Origin of the sequence: Flavobacterium sasangense DSM 21067 (assembly GCF_000686885.1) — a bacterium.
Lineage (GTDB): Bacteria > Bacteroidota > Bacteroidia > Flavobacteriales > Flavobacteriaceae > Flavobacterium > Flavobacterium sasangense.
The window spans coordinates 1-20,451 of sequence record NZ_JMLU01000038.1 but is presented as its reverse complement, the minus strand read 5'-3'; the positions used below and the strand labels follow the sequence as shown (position 1 = coordinate 20,451).

Below are 20,451 nucleotides of genomic sequence, written 5' to 3'. Positions count from 1 at the left end.
GGCTTGCTCTCAGTGGCGTTGAATCAACACCAATCCATCACAAATATAACAAAACATTCCATTCAGCAGCGGATTTTCCGTAGGAAAATCCGGAAGTAGCCATTGAAGCAAACCGCTGTTATCTCTATAATAATTCTGCAAGTACCCTTTTGCACTTAAAGTACTGTATTTATTGACTTTATAAAAAATACTAAAGCAAATTTAAGCATAAAAAAGCATCAAAATACTTGATTTGTTGTACCAATTGTTGTACCTTAGTACTCCGTTGCACTAGAATGAAACACTAGTAAAATCAATACTTTCACTCGTTTGCACCGCTTTACAAATATAGTACAACATTTCTAATATTCTATAATTATGGCATCTATAAAATTAATACTACGCACCAATCAGAAAGATCAAACAGGTAAAAGCCCTTTGTACATTAGAATTATAAAAGATAGAAAAACGAAATTTATCACTGCCGGACTCAAGCTTAAAGAAAGTGATTGGGATGAAGCAAAGCAGAGAGTTAAGAAAAGCTATCCTAATAGCGCGCGAATGAATGCTGCACTTGCTCAAAAAATTGCCGATGCGGAAGGACAAATTGCCGACATGGAACGAAAAGTAAAAACCGTTTCCATTAAAAAACTAAAAGAAGCCATAAAAGGAAAAGAAGTACCAAATTTCTTCGAGTATTCCAGAAAACATTGTGAACGAATCAGAAACAACGTTTCCATTTCAACCTATAAAAATTATCATGCCTATTTAGATAAGTTCGAAAAATGGGTAGGAACCAAGGAGGTTTATTTTGATGACATTACAGTTTCATTATTAATGGACTATATGAGTTATCTAAGCAACGAACTAAAAAACGGAAATACAACACAACGTTATTCCATTATGATATTAGCAATTATGTTCAAAGAAGCTATCAAAGAAGATTTAATTCCTGAATATATGTATCCGTTTAGTAAGTTGAAATTAAAGAAAGACCCAAGCAGAAGACAGTTTTTAAAGAAAGAGCAATTCGAGGCGATTATCAATTATAAACTAGATGAAAAATCAAAAGCGAGTGTATATCGCGATATGTTTATCTTTTCAATTTTCGCAGGAGGATTACGATTCAGTGATGTATTAGAATTTCAAGTCAAACACTTCAATGAAGAAGAAAGAAGAATACAAAAAGTAATTCGCAAAACAGGAAGAATGCATCAGTTTAAAATTGGTCAGTTAGCATTAGACATTATCAATAAATACAAAAAGGAAAATGCAGAACAAGATGACTTTATATTCCCTGTAATCACAAATAAAGAGCTCTATTTAAAGAATGATGAATACCGTTATACTTTTATAGAAAGTGCCAATAAAGCAGCTAATTTTCAATTACAGCGCATAGCAAAGAAATTAGAAATTCCAGTAAAAGTAACATTTCATATAAGCCGCCATACCTTTGCAACCAATGCTTTAAACAACGGAATGCGAATAGAGCACGTTTCAAAACTAATGGACCACCGAGATATCAGCACAACCCAAGTATATGCTAAAATCATTTCAGAAGAATTAGACAAAGCGGTTGACAACTACATCTACTAAAACAGAACGAGAGTAATTACTTCAAAAAATTACTCTCGTTTTCTTTTTCGAAGGTAAATTTTATGCTTTTTTACTCTCGAAATCCAAAACCCTAGCAAATACAAGCCCTCGCAATTTTGTTAAAAACTTGTACGAAAACCAACGCAAACAGGTGCTGAATTTGTTCTAATTTTAGGCATCCCAAATAGTAAAAAACTTCCAAAATCATATTGAAAATTACTTGAAGTATACCTGAACTTCAAGCAACTATATCATTTCAAGTCGTGACATTGGAAAAAGTGTAACCAAATAACAAATAATGAACAAATTTAACACCGGCAAAAAACGTGAACTTGAAAGGGCAAAACATCAAAAAATCATTATTCTCAGAATGGAGAACCATCGACACAGCACAAAGTGCAGCTTCTATTTTTGACATTACGCACGACCAGGAACCCACACTGGAAAACTATTGTATTGCTTTACTCGAAAAAGTATTTACAATTCCACAATCCCAACTACCCGAATTCATAAACTACCAACTCCAACTTGCCCAAGACGGTAACACTTGGTTAAACAAATTCGAAAAATTATTAGCCAACAATGAAGAACTATTCTTTAGCCAAAAGGCATTGAGTAGATTTAATAAATTGTACAACATCATCGAGAAAAAACGGACAGAGCTGCAATCTTCGAGCGTAAAAGAAACCAAACAATTAACTCCAAAAAGGTTAATCAATGCCGAATCGGAAGATCGTTATTTTTCATTTTTTGAAATCAAACATCAGGTTGAAAAAATGGAATCGTTCAATGATCAAATCTTGTTTTTAAACGAAGAAATTTTCGAATACAAACAAGCCGACATCATTTCAATCAACAACAAGCTGCAAGCTTATGACCAGCAATGCGTTCAATTCATTGAAAAATTACAAACCCTTCGCAAAATGCGTTCAGAAATTGAGAAGGAAAAAGAACTAGAACTGGAGAAAAAACTAACAACTAAAAAACTGAAATTCAACGGAAATCTAAACCAATTAGTAGACATATTCTACCAACTAAGTCGCGAATTATTTGTAGATGGAAAATCATTTATTGATGCTTCTAATGGCGAAATCGTAAATATGATCGTCAATAATTTCATCGATAAGGATAACAACGAAATAAGTCCCCAAACAGTCGAAACCATCCTCAAACCATCACGAGGCGATAAACGACCAAAGACCCACAAACGAATAGACCTCGACAACTTACTCTAAAAAATAATAGTCCCTTGGGACCCGATTGGGACTAAGGGACTTTTTTTTACTTCACAATTTTGCTCCATAAACTTTTAAAAACTACGAAAATGGAAGCAATTATTTTAACAAAAGACCAGTACAACGACTTAATGGCAAAATTAGATGCAATTCAAAGCCAACTAAACGCCAAGCCAGACCCAAAGAAAGAAACCTTCTTAGACAATCAAGAATTCATTATGCTGATGAAAGTCTCAAAACGCACCGCACAAACCTGGAGAGATGAAGGCAAAATCTCATTCAGTCAAGTAGGAAGCAAAATCTACTACAAACTTTCTGATGTTGAAAAACTACTACAAGAACACTACAACAAATCATTCAAAGGGAAATAGTATGAAACAGTGCAACGGAACATGTGAGGTATGTGACTGTAAAACAGGAACAACCACTAAGACTTTTCACTAATCACTAATCACTTTTCACTCAAACATGATAACAATCTTCAAGAATTTCAACGAAGTAATAGAACACAAAACAATTCCCGAAATCCTGAACGAAATCAAAACAGGAAAGTACAGACCAGGGATAACCTATTTGCGTAAATCATTAGCCGAAAACAAACTAGAAGCCTATGAAAAAGCCAAAAAATCATTACCTGCATTCACGCCTTCAGGAAAATTTGTGGGTGGAAGAAAAATGGAATTTCTGGAAGCATACTCCAATTTCATAATCCTAGACATCGATAAATTAAGTCAAACCGATTTACAAAATGCAAAACATAAAGCCAACCAATCCGAATACACCTATGCAAGTTTCATAAGTCCATCAGGCAATGGGTTAAAGATTTTAGTAAAAGTAAACACTACAAAAGAAGACCACAAAGAAACCTTTTTAGCCATCCAAAAACACTATGAAACCCTATTAAACCATGAAATAGACAAATCCGGAAAAGACATAACCCGACTATGTTTCTACTCATTCGATGATAACCTCTATCAAAACGAAGCTGCCATCGTCTTTGCGAGTGAAACGAAGCAATCTAGTCACACTGAGCCTGTCGAAGTGCGACAAACAGACAACCAACAACCGACAACACAAAACAGCGAAGCCATCTACAACCACTGCGTTCGTTTCACCGAAAAAAAAGTGCAATACGCGACAGGTAGCCGAAACGTATTCGTACACCAACTCGCGTGCAACCTAAACCGAAAAGGCATTTCATTAAACGAAGCACTTAGCTTCATACTAACAGACTTTGGCTATGACGAAAAAGAAGTAACACAAACCGTACACAGCGCCTACGGAAACATTCACGAATTTGGTAAAGATGAATACTCTAAGTTTGTCAACTCGAGCGGAGTCGAGAGCTCTAAAATCGGTCAATTAAATAAATCAAATTTCAAAAAATCAAACAATCAAAACCTGTCACCTCGAGCGGAGTCGAGAGGCGACTTCTATGAGGACGAAGAAGAAGAAAAAACAAGAATAACACCAATCGACAAACTTGAAAACTTTTTAACATCTCGATACAATTTCCGTCACAACATAGTATCAGGTAAACTAGAATATCAACAGCTTTCAGGCTCCTCCCTTTCGGGGAGGTCGGGTGGGGCTAAAAAGAAATGGCATGTAATGAACGACTTCATAGAAAACTCAATGCTTCGCGAATGTTTAAAAGGAAGGATCAAAACAAACCTTTCTTCATTGAGAAACCTATTGTATTCCGATTTCTGTGAATTATACAATCCGTTCGAAGATTACTTTTTCAATCTACCGTCGTATGATGAAAAAACAGATTATATTTTAGAATTGGCAAACACGATAACCACTTCAAAACAAGAACTTTGGCAAGAGTGTTTTAAAAAATGGATTGTGGCAATGGTAGGTTGTGTTTTAGATGACAAAGTAATCAATCATACGGTAATTGTATTCAGTGGAAAACAAGGATTAGGAAAAACCACTTGGGTAGAAAAACTAGTGCCTAGAAAATTAAAAGAGTATTTGTTCTCTGGAACCATAAACCCAAACAACAAAGACACTTTAGTGCAGCTTTCAGAATGTATGTTAATCAACCTGGATGAATTAGAAAACCTAAACCGTTCCGAAATTGGAAGCTTAAAAGAAATCATTACAAAGACACAAATCAGAATGAGAAAAGCCTATGGACACAATAACGAAACCATGCCAAGACGCGCATCTTTTGCCGGAAGTGTCAACACAGCGCAATTCTTAAACGACAGTACAGGAAGCAGACGATTCCTTTGTTTTGAAGTGGAAAACATCCAATACCAACACGAAATCAACATTGACAATGTATTATCACAAGCCTTGTATTTATTTAAAACAGGATTCAGACATTGGTTCGACCAAGAAGAAATCAAAAACATAACCGAAAACAACGAACAATACCAACTACGAAGCCCAGAAGAAGAATTGCTTTTAACATGGTTTGAACCTTGTGATAGAGAAAATGCCACACACTATTTAAACGCTTCACAAATAGCAGCTAAACTAGCCGAAAGAGCAAAAATCACCATCACCGATGGAACTATAAACAAAATCGGAAAAGCCTTAAAAAAACACAATTTCACAAGACTAATGCGAAAAGGAAGTCCAGTCTACGCAGTAAAAGAATTTACATACGAAGAAGTAGATCAAACCAACCGACAATCCGAAATATAAACCCAAAAAAATCAAAAGTGGGTATCCCAAAAATAGAATGCTTGTCAAACTGAACTTGTTTCAGTTTCTCCAAAACAGATAAAAATGAATTTGGAATGACAAAGAAATTCTCGTTAGGATACCCACTTTTTTTTCTGCAAACTGACCACCGACCACTGACCACTAAAAACAGGGTGTAAGGGGTGTAACCAAATTTCCACACAAACATTTATTGTTTTTTTACTTTTCAAATTTTCTAGCAACATCAGCACAATCAAAAGCAAATCAATAAACTTCAAAGTGTAGTTTGCACCCAATTCCTCGAATAAATCCGTTTTTTTTAGTTCTAAAAAAATAAAAATCTTTTACACGTTTTTTCCCTACACCCTACACCCTGCATAATTTTGCTGTATTTTTCATCATTTTTAACGGAAATACGGTTTTCCTCATTTTTCTTTCCATTGGATTTTTATATATTTACACTCTAACTTAGTACGATTTCTTTTACCTTATTTTTTTTCAAATAAGAAAGTAAATTTCAATTATAAAATAGCTTAATTAAATGACTGATAACAGAAACCAAAATCCTGAGCAAATTGCACGAGATAAAATTGACCAAATGCTTAGATTAGCAGGATGGATTGTTCAGTCAAAAGACAACGTAAATTTATCAGCAGGTATTGGTATAGCACTTAGAGAAACAAATACCGAATCAGGTTCTGCGGATTATATACTTTTTGTTAATTCAAAAGCGGTCGGAGTTATTGAGGCTAAAGCTGAAGATCTTGGTTATAAATTATTACAAGTGGAAGAACAATCCTCTAGATATTCAACAGATGCTATAAAAATTGGAAAATTTACTTTAGACAACGTAAAACCATTCGTTTACGAAAGTACCGGAACAATTACAAGATTTACAGATTACAGAGATCCTAAGCCTAGAGGAAGAAATGTGTTTTGGTTTCATAAACCAGAAACATTGGCTGAATGGATTAAAAAAGGAAAATCTTTAAGAGAAAGTCTCTTATCAATGCCAACGCTAGACCCAACAGGTCTTCGTCCTGCACAAATTAAAGCGGTTGAAAATTTAGAACATTCTTTTAAAAAGAATAGACCTAAAGCTTTGATTCAAATGGCAACAGGTGCTGGTAAAACATTCACAGCTGCGACTTTTATTTATCGTTTGTTAAAACATGTTGATGCTAAAAGAATATTATTTGTAGTAGATACAAAAAACTTAGGTGAACAGGCTGAACAAGAATTCATGACTTTTCAACCCAATGATGATAACCGTAAATTCACGGAACTTTATAATGTCCAACGACTAAACTCAAGCTACATTGCTTCTGATAGTCAAGTATGTATTTCAACTATTCAACGTTTGTATTCTATTTTAAAAGGAGAAGAATTAGATGAAAGTGCAGAATTGGAAAATCCAGAAGAAAATTCCTGGATGCAACAACAATTAAACAAAAAAACTGCGATTCCAGTAGATTACACTCCAAAAATTCCAATAGAACAATTTGACTTTATTGTAATTGATGAGTGTCACCGTTCTATATATAATCTTTGGAAACAAGTACTTGATTATTTTGATGCTTTCCTAATCGGATTAACAGCTACACCTGACAAAAGAACTTTTGGTTTCTTTAATGAAAATGTAGTAAGCCAATATACTTATGAAGAATCAGTAACTGATGGTGTTAATGTACCTTATGAGGTTTATACAATTGAAACAGAGATATCTCAAAATGGTGAAACCGTTAAAGCAGGTTGGTTTATTGATAGAAGAGATAAATTAACTCGTGCAAAACGTTGGCAACAAGAAGATGAAGATACAGAGTACAAACGAAATGATTTGGATAAAAAAGTAGTAAATCCTAGTCAGATTCGAAACATTATAAGAGAATATAAAAAGGCTTTAAAAACTGAAATATTTCCAAATCGTGTAGACAAAGATGGAGATTATGAAGTGCCTAAAACATTAGTGTTTGCTAAAACAGACAGTCATGCAGATGATATTATAAAAATTATCCGTGAGGAATTTGATGAAGGAAACGACTTCTGCAAAAAAGTAACATACAGAGCTGATGAAGATGCAAAATCGGTCTTGAACCGTTTTAGAAATTCCTATTATCCTCGTATTGCAGTAACTGTAGATATGATTGCTACAGGTACAGATGTAAAACCTTTAGAAGTGTTACTTTTTATGCGTGATGTAAAGAGTATCAACTATTTTGAGCAAATGAAAGGTAGAGGAACTAGAACCATTACAAATGATTCTCTTCAAAAAGTTTCTCGTACTGCTAAAAGCAAAACACACTTTGTGATTGTCGATGCTATTGGTGCAACTAAATCTAAAAAAACCGACAGCAGACCTCTTGAAAGACAACCTACAGTACCTATGAAAGATTTATTAGGGGCTGTTACAATGGGTGTTGCAGACGAAGATTTATTCTTATCATTGGCAAATCGATTGATTCGATTGGAAAAACAAATCACCGAAAAAGAAAAGGAAAAAGTATTAGAATACTCTGGAGGTAAAAGCTTAAAACAAATTACTAAAGAATTAATTACAGCTTATGACCAGGATGAAATTGACAGTTTGGCACAAGTTGAAATAGACAAAATTCCAAGACAAGATTTAACACCCGCTCTAGTTGAAGAAGCTAAAAAAGCAGCACAAGAACAATTAATTACTGCTGCTGCTAAAACCTTTAACGGTGAACTAAATAATTACTTAGACAATGTCCGACGTGAACACGAACAGATTATTGATAGTGTAAATATTGACACAGTTACCAAATCAGAATGGGATACAACATCAGTAGACAAAGCATCGGCAATAGTAAAAGACTTTAGTGCATATTTAGAACAACACAAAGACGAAATTAAAGCACTAAGTATTTTCTATAACCAACCTTATAATCGAAGAGAAATTACTTTTAAAATGATTAAAGATGTGTTTGATAAGTTGGTTTTAGATAAACCTGGTTTAGCTCCTGATTATGTTTGGAGTGCTTATGAAACTCTTGAAAATGTTAAAAGTGAACAACCTAAAGATGAATTAACTGCTTTGGTTTCATTAATTCGAAGAGTTTGTGGTATAGACAAAGAGCTCAAAGGATTTGATAAAACTATTGACGAAAATTTCAAAAATTGGATTTTCAAACAAAATGCCGGAAAACACAACCGTTTTACAAATGAACAAATGGAATGGTTAAGAATGATTAAAGACCACGTAGTGAGTAGTTACCACATAGAAATAGAAGATTTAGATTACACACCTTTTGATAGTTTAGGAGGTATAGGAAAAATGTATCAATTATTTGGAGACCAAATAGATGTAATTATTAACGAACTTAATGAAGTATTAGCAGCATAATGAGAGAAGATTGGACAGAATGTTGCTTCGAAGATTTATTAGATTACGAACAACCAACAAAATATATTGTAAGTAGCACCGACTATAACGATGCCTATGAAATACCTGTTTTAACAGCAGGAAAATCATTTATAAAAGGATATACAAATGAAACAGAAGGTATATTCGAAAATTTACCGACTATCATTTTTGATGATTTTACCACAGCATCACAGTATGTTGATTTTAAATTCAAAGTAAAATCATCTGCAATGAAAATTTTGGTTCCTACAAGTAAATTAGTAAACATGAAATTTGCTTTTTATGCTATGCAGGTAAATCAAATAAGAAATGATACTCATAAAAGATATTGGATTTCTGTATATGCAAAAAAGAAGTTTTTATTACCTCCTTTAGTAGAACAAAAAGCAATTATTTCTAAAATTGAAGAACTATTCAGCGATTTAGACAAAGGTATTGATGACCTTAAAAAAGCAAAAGACCAATTGGTTATTTATAGGCAAGCGGTTTTGAAAAAAGCGTTTGAGGGTGAATTAACTAAGGAATGGAGAGAGAAACAAAATAATTTACCGACTGCTGAAGAATTATTAGAGCAAATCAAAGTAGAACGTGAAAACCATTACAAACTACAAATAGAAGATTGGAAGAGAGCTGTAAAAAATTGGGAAATAAATTCTATTAAAAATGAAAGAAAACCACTTAAACCAAAAAAATTTAAAGAGTTAGATGATTTTTTAAGTGATGAATTAGATGAGCTTGCTTTATTACCAAAAGGTTGGATATGGATGAAAAATGAAAATTATTTATTTGAAGTAAAAGACGGCACACATGACACACCAAAATATGTAGAGAAAGGTATTCCTTTTATTACTCAAAAAAATATTAAAAATAACAATGTAACTTTTGATGATGTTAAGTATATTTCTACAGAAGATCATAATAAATTTTATAAACGTTCAAATGTGTCATTTGGTGATATAATTATTGCTATGATTGGTCATGGTCGTGGTAACTCTTGTATTGTTAACACAGATAAAGTTTTTAGTATAAAAAATGTAGGTCTTTTTAAATTTTTTAATTCATTACAAAGTAATATTTATGCTCTTAATTATTATCAATCGACACTTGGTTTAAATTTAGCACTAAAAAAATCAAAAGGTGGAGCACAACCATTTATTGGGTTAACAGAGTTGCGTAATTGGCCAATTCCTGTTTGTTCAATTAAAGAACAACATCAAATAGTAAAAGAAATAGAATCTCGTTTATCAGTTTGTGAAAAAGTAGAACAAAGCATAAATGAAAGCTTAGATAAAGCTAAAGCATTGAGACAGAGTATTCTTAAAAAAGCTTTTGAAGGTAAATTGCTTTCTGCATCAGAAATTGCAAGATGCAAACAAGAAAAAGATTATGAACCTGCTGCAGTTTTATTGGAAAAAATTAAGGTAGAGAAGAAAAAAAGTAGTTAATGACTAAACAGAAATTAAAAATAATGGTTTCTTCTACAGTCTATGGTTCAGATACAGATTTGGATCAAATAAAATATACACTTGAAGGATTTGGTTATGAAGTCATAATGTCAAAGGAAGGTAATGTTTATGTTCCGGTTGATTCTAATCCTACAGAAGCTTGTTTAAAAGCTGTCGAAGATTGTGATTTGTTTTTCGGAATAATCTTTCCTCGATATGGGTCCGGAATAACTTTTCAAGAATTTGAAAGAGCTGTAGAATTAAATAAACCAATGTGGTTTGTGGCACATACTTATATTGAATATACAAGAAAGTTAATGCAACAATTTATGTTTGACGAAAATAAAGCAAGAACAGATTTTGATATTAAACCTACTAGTGTTTTAGACAGTATTAAAGTAGTGGATATGTATAATTTAGTGCGTCATAAATGGGTGCAACCATTTTTTAAGACTAGCGAAATCCTTACTTTTATTGATACACAATTTAGTAACGAAGAATTAAGAAGAGAAGAACTTAACAATAGAAACAATGAGTGATGAACTACTTTTAAAAAACCTTATAAAACAAGGTGAAAATGAACAGCTCGAATTCTTGGAAAGTGTTCGAAAAGATAGTATTGCACGTAATCTGTGTGCTTTTCTTAATGGTGATGGTGGTCGTATATTAGTTGGTGTTTCTGATAACGGAATGCCTATTGGATTAGAAGATGCAAAACAATACATCGAAGATTTAAAAATATATTTATTAGATGCTATTGTGCCAAGTGCTCCAGTTACTATTTCTGTTGAAAATTTAGGTTTCAAACAATTAATTCTACTTAAGGTATGGGGTGGTTCTAAACAACCTTATATTTTTGATGGAAATATCTATTACCGTAAAGGAGCAAATACACAAAAAGCAACTTCAAAAGAAATTTCAGAACTAATCCATGGTCGTCAATTATCAGAACAACATTGGGAAAGACAAATTACTCTAGGAGTTGAGCTAGAAGATTTAGACCAAAAATTGATTTTAGATACAATAATAGAATCAAGAAAAAACCATAGAAGCAATTTTGAAAACGATGATGTTTTAGAATTTTTAAGTCATTATGGTTTGTATTTGAATGGCTCATTTACCAATGCTTGCGTAGTTCTTTTTGGTAAAAAACCAAGTAAGTTTATTCCACAAATACGAGTTAGATTAACCGAATATGCTGATAGTAAAACAGATAAGAGTTTAATCAGAGACGAACTTTTTGAAGGTAATATTTTTAGTATTAGAGATGGTTTAGAAAAATATGTTCATGGTCTTGGTGTTAGAAGCGTATTTTCTGAAAATAAATGGAAAAGACAAGATTTTACTTTTCCAAGAAAAGCACTGCAAGAAGGTATTATTAATGCATTAATGCATCGCGATTACAGTAGTTTCTCTAGTAGTGTGGCTATTAGTGTATATCCGGACCGTTTTGTAATCTCAAATAGTGGTAAACTTCCGGAGGATATAGAGATAAAAGATTTGAAAAAGAATCATAGCTCACATCCTGTAAATCCGGACATAGCTCACATTGTTTTTTTACGAGGTCTAATTGATAAATTAGGTAGAGGTACTATTAAGATTATAGAAGACTGTAAAGATGCAGGTTTAAGAGCCCCAGAATGGAAAGAAACTTCTAATGGTGTAACACTTACATTCTTTGGCCCTAAAAGTTTATCTGAAAGAAAAGAGCGAAATGATGCTGTAAATGATGCTGTAAATGATGCTGTAAATGATGCTGTAAAAAAGAAAGTGTATGATGCTGTAAATGATGCTGTAAATGATGCTGCAAGTGATGCTGTAATTGATAGACTAATTAAAGAAGTATTATTGTTAATAGTTGAAGATGGTAAAAGCTTAAAAGATTTTATGCTTGCTTTTGATGTAGCTAGAGCAACTATGCAAAGAGATATGGCATTATTAAAAGCACATGACTTTGTAGTTTTTGAAGGTGCAGCAAAATCAGGTGTTTATAAATTATCTAAAGGATTTAAATTAAAATTAGAAATACAATAAATAAAATGACAGATTCAACCATAATATCAAAAATTTGGAACCTAGCTAGTGTATTACGTGATGATGGTGTAGGTTACGGGGACTATTTAGAACAAATAACCTATTTACTGTTCCTTAAAATGGCAGATGAGTTAAATAAACCGCCATACAATAAAGGACTAAATTTTCCAAGATTAAAAGATGTTGAAGGAAATGAAATTCCTGATGCTGAAACTTGCGACTGGGGAACACTGTCAACTAAAAGAGGAGCTGAACTAGAATCTTTTTATAGCCAAGTACTTAGAAGTTTATCTACTGAAAAAGGAATGCTTGGTCAAATTTTTACTAAAAGTCAAAATAAAATTCAAGACCCATCAAAATTGTTAAAAGTTATTGATTTAATCAATAAAGAAAACTGGAACATGATGGGAGCTGATATTAAAGGTAAAATTTACGAAGGCCTTTTAGAAAAAAATGCTATTGATAGTAGTGGAAGTTCTGGTGCTGGTCAATATTTTACACCTAGAGCTTTAATCAAAGCTATTGTGGCTTGCATACAACCAAAACCAATGAGGTCAATTGCAGATCCGGCTTGTGGTACAGGTGGTTTTTTTCTAGCAGCATACGATTGGATTGTTTCAAATCATAAATTAGATAAAGAAGAAAAAGCATTCCTTAAAAACGAAACTTTTTACGGTAATGAAATTGTAGCCAACACGCGTAGAATGTGTTTAATGAACATGTACTTACATAACATTGGTGAAATAGATGGTAATACTCCAATCAAATCAACTGATGCTTTAATTTCAGATGATGGTTTAAGAGTAGATTATGTTTTGGCTAATCCCCCATTTGGTAAGAAGAGTAGCATGACGATTACAAATGAAGAAGGAGAAGCCGAAAAACAAGACATGAGTTACAACCGTCAAGACTTTTGGGAAACCACTTCAAATAAGCAATTAAACTTTTTACAACACATCAAAACGATGTTGAAAATTAATGGTGAAGCAGCAGTTGTTTTACCAGACAATGTATTATTCGAAGGTGGTGCCGGCGAAGAGGTTCGTAAACAGCTTTTGAAAACAACAGAACTACATACTATTTTGAGATTACCTACGGGTATTTTTTATGCACCTGGAGTAAAAGCAAATGTGCTGTTTTTTGATAATAAACCAGCAAGCAAAGAGGCATGGACAAAAGATATTTGGTTTTATGATTACAGAACCAACATTCATCATACACCAAAGAAACATACCATGACGATGCAACATTTGGAAGAGTTTATCAAACTTTACAATCCAGCAAATCGAAATAAAAGAGTGGAAACATGGTCGAAAGAAAATGAAGAAGGAAGATGGAGAAAATACACCTATGATGAAATAATAACTAGGGACAAAACAAGCTTAGATATCTTTTGGATAAAAGACAAAAGTTTAACTGACTTAGACAACTTACCTGACCCTGATGTATTAGCTAACGAAATTATAGAAAATATAGAATCAGGTTTAAATAGTTTCAGAGAAATCATGGAAACTATAAATGGGAATGAAGAGTAAAGAGATTAAATAGAAAATAAGGTATTGTATTAAAATCAAAAACTATTCATATTAAGATATCTTAAGTTGGGATATAATATTTAAAAAAATAAAATAATAATGACTGAAAATAGAAACATTCGTATAAACAAAGTATTAAGGGAATTAAATATTTCTTTAGCTACCGCTGTTAATTTTCTTGAATCAAAAAAAATTAAGATAGAAAGTACTCCTAATTCTAAAATTAGTGAATTAGAATACGAAATGCTTTGCAATAACTTTTCAAATACTAAAAAATCAACTCAGTCTAAAGCAATTAATATCCCAAGTAAGATAAATCATAAAGATATTTCTATAAGTAGTAAAATTGATTTATTTCAACATAGAAAATTTACAATCAAAGATCAAAAAGAAAGAAGTACTATAATTGAAGATTGTATTACAAAAATAACATACCCTTATAAAAAAATTTCATTATTCATAGATGATGAAGTAATACTTTATGTGAATTCAATTGATAATACAGGTAAACCAATTCTTAAATATAGTATTTTAAATGATTTTATTTTAGGTAATAATTATGACTTTGATGTAACAGAAAAGAGAGCTAATGGTTATGTTATTGAAAATTCAGAGAACTATACCTCTTTCATTCCATTACGTTATGAAAAAAACATAATAAAAAATAAAATAAACTTAGAAATTGAAAATTTTGACTTAGCTAAAAATAGCTTAATTTTCAAAGACTCAGATATTAAAGAAAAAAAGGAAGATTATGTTGCAGTCAATTATAATGAATACTTTGAAGAAAATGGTAAGTACAATTTTAATGTAACAGGTTATAGAATATTAGAAAACAACTCGAGTATAATTACATTAAATTATGAAGGTATATATGCGACGGTAAAAGCTTTCGATTTTCAAAATCAAGATAATTTACCAGAAAATATTAAATGCATTGTAACAAAAATAATTGACAACAAATTATATCTAATTCAAGATAAAATTGACTTATATCAAAATATTTACACAGAAAATAATGAATATGATTTTGAAGTAATCGAACTGGATTTTGATCCGTTTAACAATTCAAAGTACTACATTGTTAGTGATAAATATAATTTTAAACACAAGTTATACTATAACGAATTTGAGAGCGATGAATTCAACAAAATTGAAATTGGAACAAAAATTAAGCTAGTTGTAAGAAAAATAACTGAAAAGGGGCACCTTGTACTAAATCTAAATCTATACCCAGGCCAAGGTACTTTTTTTACTGTTGAGAAAATTTTTGATGATATTAATAATTCTGAATTTATTGAAAAATATTTTTATTCGTTTAGAAATTTAATTTCAGATGAAGAATTTGAAAATCAGCCTTTTAAAAACTTGTATGAGGACTATGAAAATCGAGAAAACCTTTGGGTGTTTTCATATTTAAGTATGCTTGATTTCTTTATACAAAAAAGAATTAGTGAAAATGAAATAAATGAAGCTTATGAATTAAACAAAATCTACATACTAGTTGAAGAATGGCTTTTGGAGGGATCTAATTTTTTAAAAAGATTCAACATCGAAAAAAGACAGAATATTATTTTGAAAGCAGAGCATCAATTTAAAAAAGCAACTGCAAGAGGTAAAGCATTAAAACTAATAATAGAACATAAAAGTGAAGATTATATAAAAAATGTACTTGATACACTTCGCATTAGTAGCTATCTAAGAGATGAAAAAATTGAAATATTCAAATACTTAACATTTTCATCCATTGAAAGCGTAAATAAGAAAACTAATGAAATAATAGAAATAACGCTATTACTTATAAAGGGCGATTTATTAGATTCTTATGATGTTAATAATTTCATAGGTTTACTACAAAAAAGAATTAATATTGAAAAATTTGATTTAAATCCTGATTTTATTCAAAATAGAAATAAAAATATTGATTCAGAAACAAAAAATGCGCTCGAGAATATTATAAAGGTTACTTTGCTTCAAATTTATCTTTTCAATAAAAACTTGAACAAAAGTTATGCAGTAACAAAAACAGCTAACCTATTCAGGTACACAAGTCTACTGGAAAGTAACGAATCGGATAAGAAGAGATTATTAGAATATGCTATCTTTTGCATAACTAATAATATTCTTATTGAAGTAGATTTAGGCTTAATAGATAATTTTAAATCATCAAAAATATTAGACTTAGTAAAAATTTCTAATAATACTAAAATTGACAAAAATATAATTGGTAATCAAATATTTAAGTACAATGGAAGTGTTTTTAGTTTTGAAAATGGCTGGTCATTAATTTCTAAAAGACAGCTTTTTAACCATGCTAAAACAAAAGGGCTTAATTTATATAACCTTATAAGTTACTTTAATAACAATATAGTTGTTTCATCGCCAAACAATATAAACTTAGATTTAAACTGCAATAGTAAAATTAGTGATTGTAACGAAAACTGGAACAAATATTATTCAGGGAATTTTAATTCTCAAGATAAATTTTCAGCTTTTTCAGACGATATAAAAGTTGGTCGTAAATATAATGTGTTTGCCAAAAACTATTTAAAAGGAAACAATAATGTTGTTTTTGTTCAAATTATTGATAAGGGTATAGAAGCAGAAGGTATTATTCATATTAAAGACGCTACAAAAGCATTTATTGATGGACTTGATGAAGTAATAAATCCTGGTGATGAATTGATTGCAGAAATTAACAACAAAGACAATAATAAAATTACTTTCTCTATAAATAATGACTGTTGGATAAAAACTAAAGAAGAAGCATCTGTGAATACTATTGTAGATGCCAAAATAATAGATATCGTAGATGATAAAAATGTTTTTTTGATCACAGAGAATGGCCATTTTGGTTATTACTACAACGCAAACAATATAAATATTGAAAAGAGAAAAATTTATAAATTCAAAATTAAATCTCTAGATGATAATCAAGCCACTTTAAATCTAGATTATCTTACAAATTCAGCAAGAAATTTTAACGATAAAAAGGTTTATAGAGATTTTTTGTTGAGAAATGGTATAATTAAAACTAATGATGTTGTAGAAAAAGATTTTGATGAAGATTCATTAAATATTTTATTGCTTGAATTAATTTCGTGCGTTGAAAGTTATATTATTTTAGAAATTGATAATTTTAAAAAAATTGAATTGTTTCAACTTTTAAGGTTACTCACTTCAATAATTAAATCTCCTAAATCATATTTTTTTGATGCAATTATTAATTACTTTTTGAATGTTGAAAAATTTAAAAATACAGATTTCAATAATGAAGAATTATTTTTTGAATATATAGATGAGCAGACTACTTCTCTTTTCAAAAATTTAGATAATATTAATGAAACCTATAAAATTTTAAACTTTGTAAATAAACCAGATAGTACTTCAACACTTATTGAACTAATAAATACTGTAGATAACGAAGAAACTAAAAAATTAGTAAATTTAATTTTAGCCCATAATCTACTTTTTGAAAATGACAATAATGAAATAATTTTAAGAAGAACTAAAGATTTAATCTACGAGTATCTTTCTAAAGAAAAAGTAAATACATTCGATCAAATATTTACCACTTTAAATGAAGAAAAAGATGATCATGTAAGTCAACATAATTCTAAAACTTCAAACATACCAACTAACTTAGGACGTGAAAGTACTTCTAAAGAATTTAAAACTTCTTATGTATATTACGCAGGTAATAATAAAGCTGATTTAGTAAAGCAGCCTTTTGTAATTATGAAAACTATTGCTGGTTTTTTAAATTCCAAAGGAGGTAGTTTGTTTATAGGTGTAAATGACAAAGGTGAAATCTGCGGTTTGAAAAATGATTATGATTTCTTTGGTGTAAATACTAACAATGATAAGTATGAAAGAGAAATAAGATCCAACATAGTTAATTCTTTTAATAAAGATGTAAATGCTCAAATTGAATTCAAATTTTCACACTATAATGATCTAGAATATTGCGAAATTATTATTCCTGAATATGAAAAACCAATTTCATTACAAGAGAATTTTTATCAAAGACAGGGTAATGAAACTAGGATATTAACTGGTTCTGATTTAGTTGTTTTCATTGAAAGAAAAGTAACTAAATCAAACCAAAATATGCTGGGACAAAATTTCATTGTAAATAAAATAAATAAAGTAGAGTCTAGCCAAATAGTTGTAGAACATAACAAAAATGTGAATAATCAAAACAAAGATATTTTATTAGAAGAAGAGAATATTGATTTTTATAGTGATATCAGGGAAGAAAACAATGAGTTAACAAAGCAGTCAATTAAGAACTCAAATTACACAATTGCATATCTATATATCTTCATAAATGGTAAATATCTCCTTTCAAGAAATAAATTAAGTAATTTAGAAAATTATGAATTATTAGAAATAAAGTCAAATCATAAGCATGGATATTTACTTCAGTGTTATGACAATGGTTGCGTAAATAAAGTTGAAGTTAGAACAATCTTAAACAAAACTTTTGGTAAATTTTACAGTAATGCTTTTAGTGACCATGGAAATCTGATTGGATTGTATATAATTGAAAATGATTGTTTAATTCAAATTAACACTAAACGATATAATAATAGTTTTATAAAAATATTTGAAACATCAAATATTTCAACACATTCACTTTTAAATTTGAAAGGTAATAATCTTGTACAAATTGATTTTGATATGCTTGAAAAATTTAGTATTCTTGAAAACACGCACAGAAATAAAATTGAAAGATTAATATATGCTTCAAAACAATCAATAGGAGTAAATGTAATCAACAAATCATATAGTAATGAAATAGAATATTTGAGTAAATTAAATATAGTAGGAACATCAGACCAGTTTTAGTTTTAGAAAAACTGTTTATCAATTAATTTTACATTTAAAATAAAGACTTGCTTATTTAAATTAGTTGATTGTAGATTTTTAGATTAAATTAACTCATTCAGCTTCACAAAAACCGTCTTTAGTCCAAGTATTCCTAAAGCCGCTTCTTTGTTTGCTTCATTTCGTTAATATTTAATAACTTTCAAATTGTAAACAATAACTCATGAAGATTGAAATTCTTATTACAAAAGACAGATACAATAACAATACTAGTTCATTTGGTTCCTCTTTTGCCAATTTAATCAATAACGAATCTAGCTTAAAAAAATTAATAGACGAAAATCCTAACGAAATTGCAACACTTATAAAGTATGAATTTAATGAAGGTATAGAACAAATAATTCCAATTCATCTTACCATTAATAAAGATTTGGCATTAAGATTAAGCTTGTTAGATAGCTTAGATTGTTCATGTTTAGAAACTAAAAGTACTTTAGGTGAAGTATTAAAAAACATAATGATTGATAATTTCCAATTAGTGGTAACCAGAAAACATTGGAGTGATACAAATAAATTGATACTTTACTTTGATGCGGTAGAATTTGGTTGTGTTGATGATTTTATTGATAAAAGAACAAAAAACAATAAATCTCAAAAAGTATCCTAAGCATAACTTTTTATTTTTTATATATATCAATTGATTAATAATTGAATAGGAACGCTTCGCTGAAGTAGTTTCACCCACCCAGTCCAACGCTCCCCACCGCACTAGTGGTATTTTGTGTGTTTTTAGCACTTGTTTTCCCCATAGTAAGTCAATAAAAAAAGGCTTTTTGTTTTTCCAACCCCTCGCGCACAGTCTGCCTTTTTTTATCCACTTACACCCAATCCAAAAAACAAACGCTAAAAACACACAAAAACCACTCCCAAGCTATTTTTACATAATAAACCTTATAATTCATTCCCAACACCCCACGCAGTCCCCCTGAAAGTTATAAGGGTTATTATGTAAAATAGCCGCACACCCCAACATCCCAACGCTCAAAAGACGCCTTTCATTCCAGTTGCCACACCTTCCCAACGCTCAGAGGCTATTCATGAGCTCCCTAGGCAAAATAATAAACAAGCGAATAAATATCCGCTCCCAGCCGCACCCACCCGAAAAAGAATAGGAACGCTACCGCTAACGTAATTTTCATTGTTTTTTGAAGATGCTTCCCATTTTCAGTTCACGCACTCCACTGAACACTAAAAACTGAATACTGAACACTTTCAAAGCATCCTCAAAAATCAAACCACCACAAGAGTGTATTTTTATTTGCATCAACAACCGATACACCACGTAAGCAAATAAAAAAACACCCTTGTTTACCAGTCCCGATTGAACACCCCTAAAACCCCATTTCATAAGAACATTTGGGGTAAACATTTTTACAAAAAAAAGGATAAAAAAGAAGCCAAAGGTTTGTTCCGGGTATTCAAAAAAGCAAGTTCAAGCCTTCGGTTCCGGATAAAATCTCCACCCATACATTTTCAATACCACCACATTCACTTAGCGTTTCCACAGACGCATATGGGTAGTATTTTATCCGTAAAACTTGCTTTTTTGAAACCCTCCACAAGGCAAGACGGCTTTCTTTTTTTTCCTTTTTTCTTTTGCAAAAATGTGTGTGGGGCATCTCGGTTTCCAATCACATTTCGGGCAATCACGAAGGAAAGACGAAGGAAGTTAACCTGTTAAATCCTTGTAC

Annotated in this window: 11 protein-coding genes; all 11 read left to right on the top strand. The window is 30.9% G+C overall.

The features are described from left to right. The first annotated feature begins 357 nt into the window (after window positions 1-357). A complete protein-coding gene (locus BP92_RS0112770) occupies window positions 358-1,575 on the top strand; it encodes a site-specific integrase (RefSeq protein ID WP_026724923.1) in 1,218 nt (405 codons plus the stop codon). A gap of 332 nt (window positions 1,576-1,907) precedes the next feature. Then, window positions 1,908-2,810, top strand: a complete 903-nt coding sequence (locus BP92_RS0112765) for a hypothetical protein (RefSeq protein WP_051604387.1) — start codon at window positions 1,908-1,910, stop codon at window positions 2,808-2,810. Window positions 2,811-2,899: 89 nt separating this feature from the next. Next, window positions 2,900-3,181 (top strand): helix-turn-helix domain-containing protein, encoded by a 282-nt coding sequence (locus BP92_RS0112760; protein WP_023572038.1) that lies wholly within the window; start codon window positions 2,900-2,902, stop codon window positions 3,179-3,181. A gap of 97 nt (window positions 3,182-3,278) precedes the next feature. Next, the gene (locus BP92_RS16345) at window positions 3,279-5,471 is read left to right on the top strand and encodes a VapE domain-containing protein (RefSeq protein ID WP_035693466.1); all 2,193 of its coding nucleotides are present in this window, start codon (window positions 3,279-3,281) and stop codon (window positions 5,469-5,471) included. Between the two features lie 541 nt (window positions 5,472-6,012). Next, window positions 6,013-8,835, top strand: a complete 2,823-nt coding sequence (locus BP92_RS0112745) for a type I restriction endonuclease subunit R (RefSeq protein WP_026726398.1) — start codon at window positions 6,013-6,015, stop codon at window positions 8,833-8,835. Continuing rightward, a complete protein-coding gene (locus tag BP92_RS16340) occupies window positions 8,835-10,301 on the top strand; it encodes a restriction endonuclease subunit S (protein WP_051604481.1) in 1,467 nt (488 codons plus the stop codon). Before BP92_RS0112745 ends, BP92_RS16340 begins: the two co-directional genes overlap by 1 nt. Continuing rightward, window positions 10,301-10,840, top strand: a complete 540-nt coding sequence (locus tag BP92_RS16335) for a DUF4062 domain-containing protein (protein ID WP_051604480.1) — start codon at window positions 10,301-10,303, stop codon at window positions 10,838-10,840. Before BP92_RS16340 ends, BP92_RS16335 begins: the two co-directional genes overlap by 1 nt. Beyond that, window positions 10,833-12,335: an RNA-binding domain-containing protein gene (locus BP92_RS0112730; protein ID WP_026726397.1), complete on the top strand. Its 1,503-nt coding sequence runs from the start codon at window positions 10,833-10,835 to the stop codon at window positions 12,333-12,335. The genes BP92_RS16335 and BP92_RS0112730 overlap by 8 nt, the downstream gene beginning before the upstream one ends. A gap of 5 nt (window positions 12,336-12,340) precedes the next feature. Beyond that, window positions 12,341-13,870, top strand: a complete 1,530-nt coding sequence (locus tag BP92_RS0112725) for a type I restriction-modification system subunit M (RefSeq protein ID WP_026726396.1) — start codon at window positions 12,341-12,343, stop codon at window positions 13,868-13,870. Window positions 13,871-13,969: 99 nt separating this feature from the next. Next, complete coding sequence (locus BP92_RS16815) at window positions 13,970-18,721, top strand: AlbA family DNA-binding domain-containing protein (RefSeq protein WP_051604479.1); 4,752 nt, start codon at window positions 13,970-13,972, stop codon at window positions 18,719-18,721. A 202-nt stretch (window positions 18,722-18,923) separates the two neighbouring features. Next, complete coding sequence (locus tag BP92_RS0112710) at window positions 18,924-19,367, top strand: hypothetical protein (RefSeq protein ID WP_026726395.1); 444 nt, start codon at window positions 18,924-18,926, stop codon at window positions 19,365-19,367. The last annotated feature ends 1,084 nt before the right edge of the window (window positions 19,368-20,451 follow it).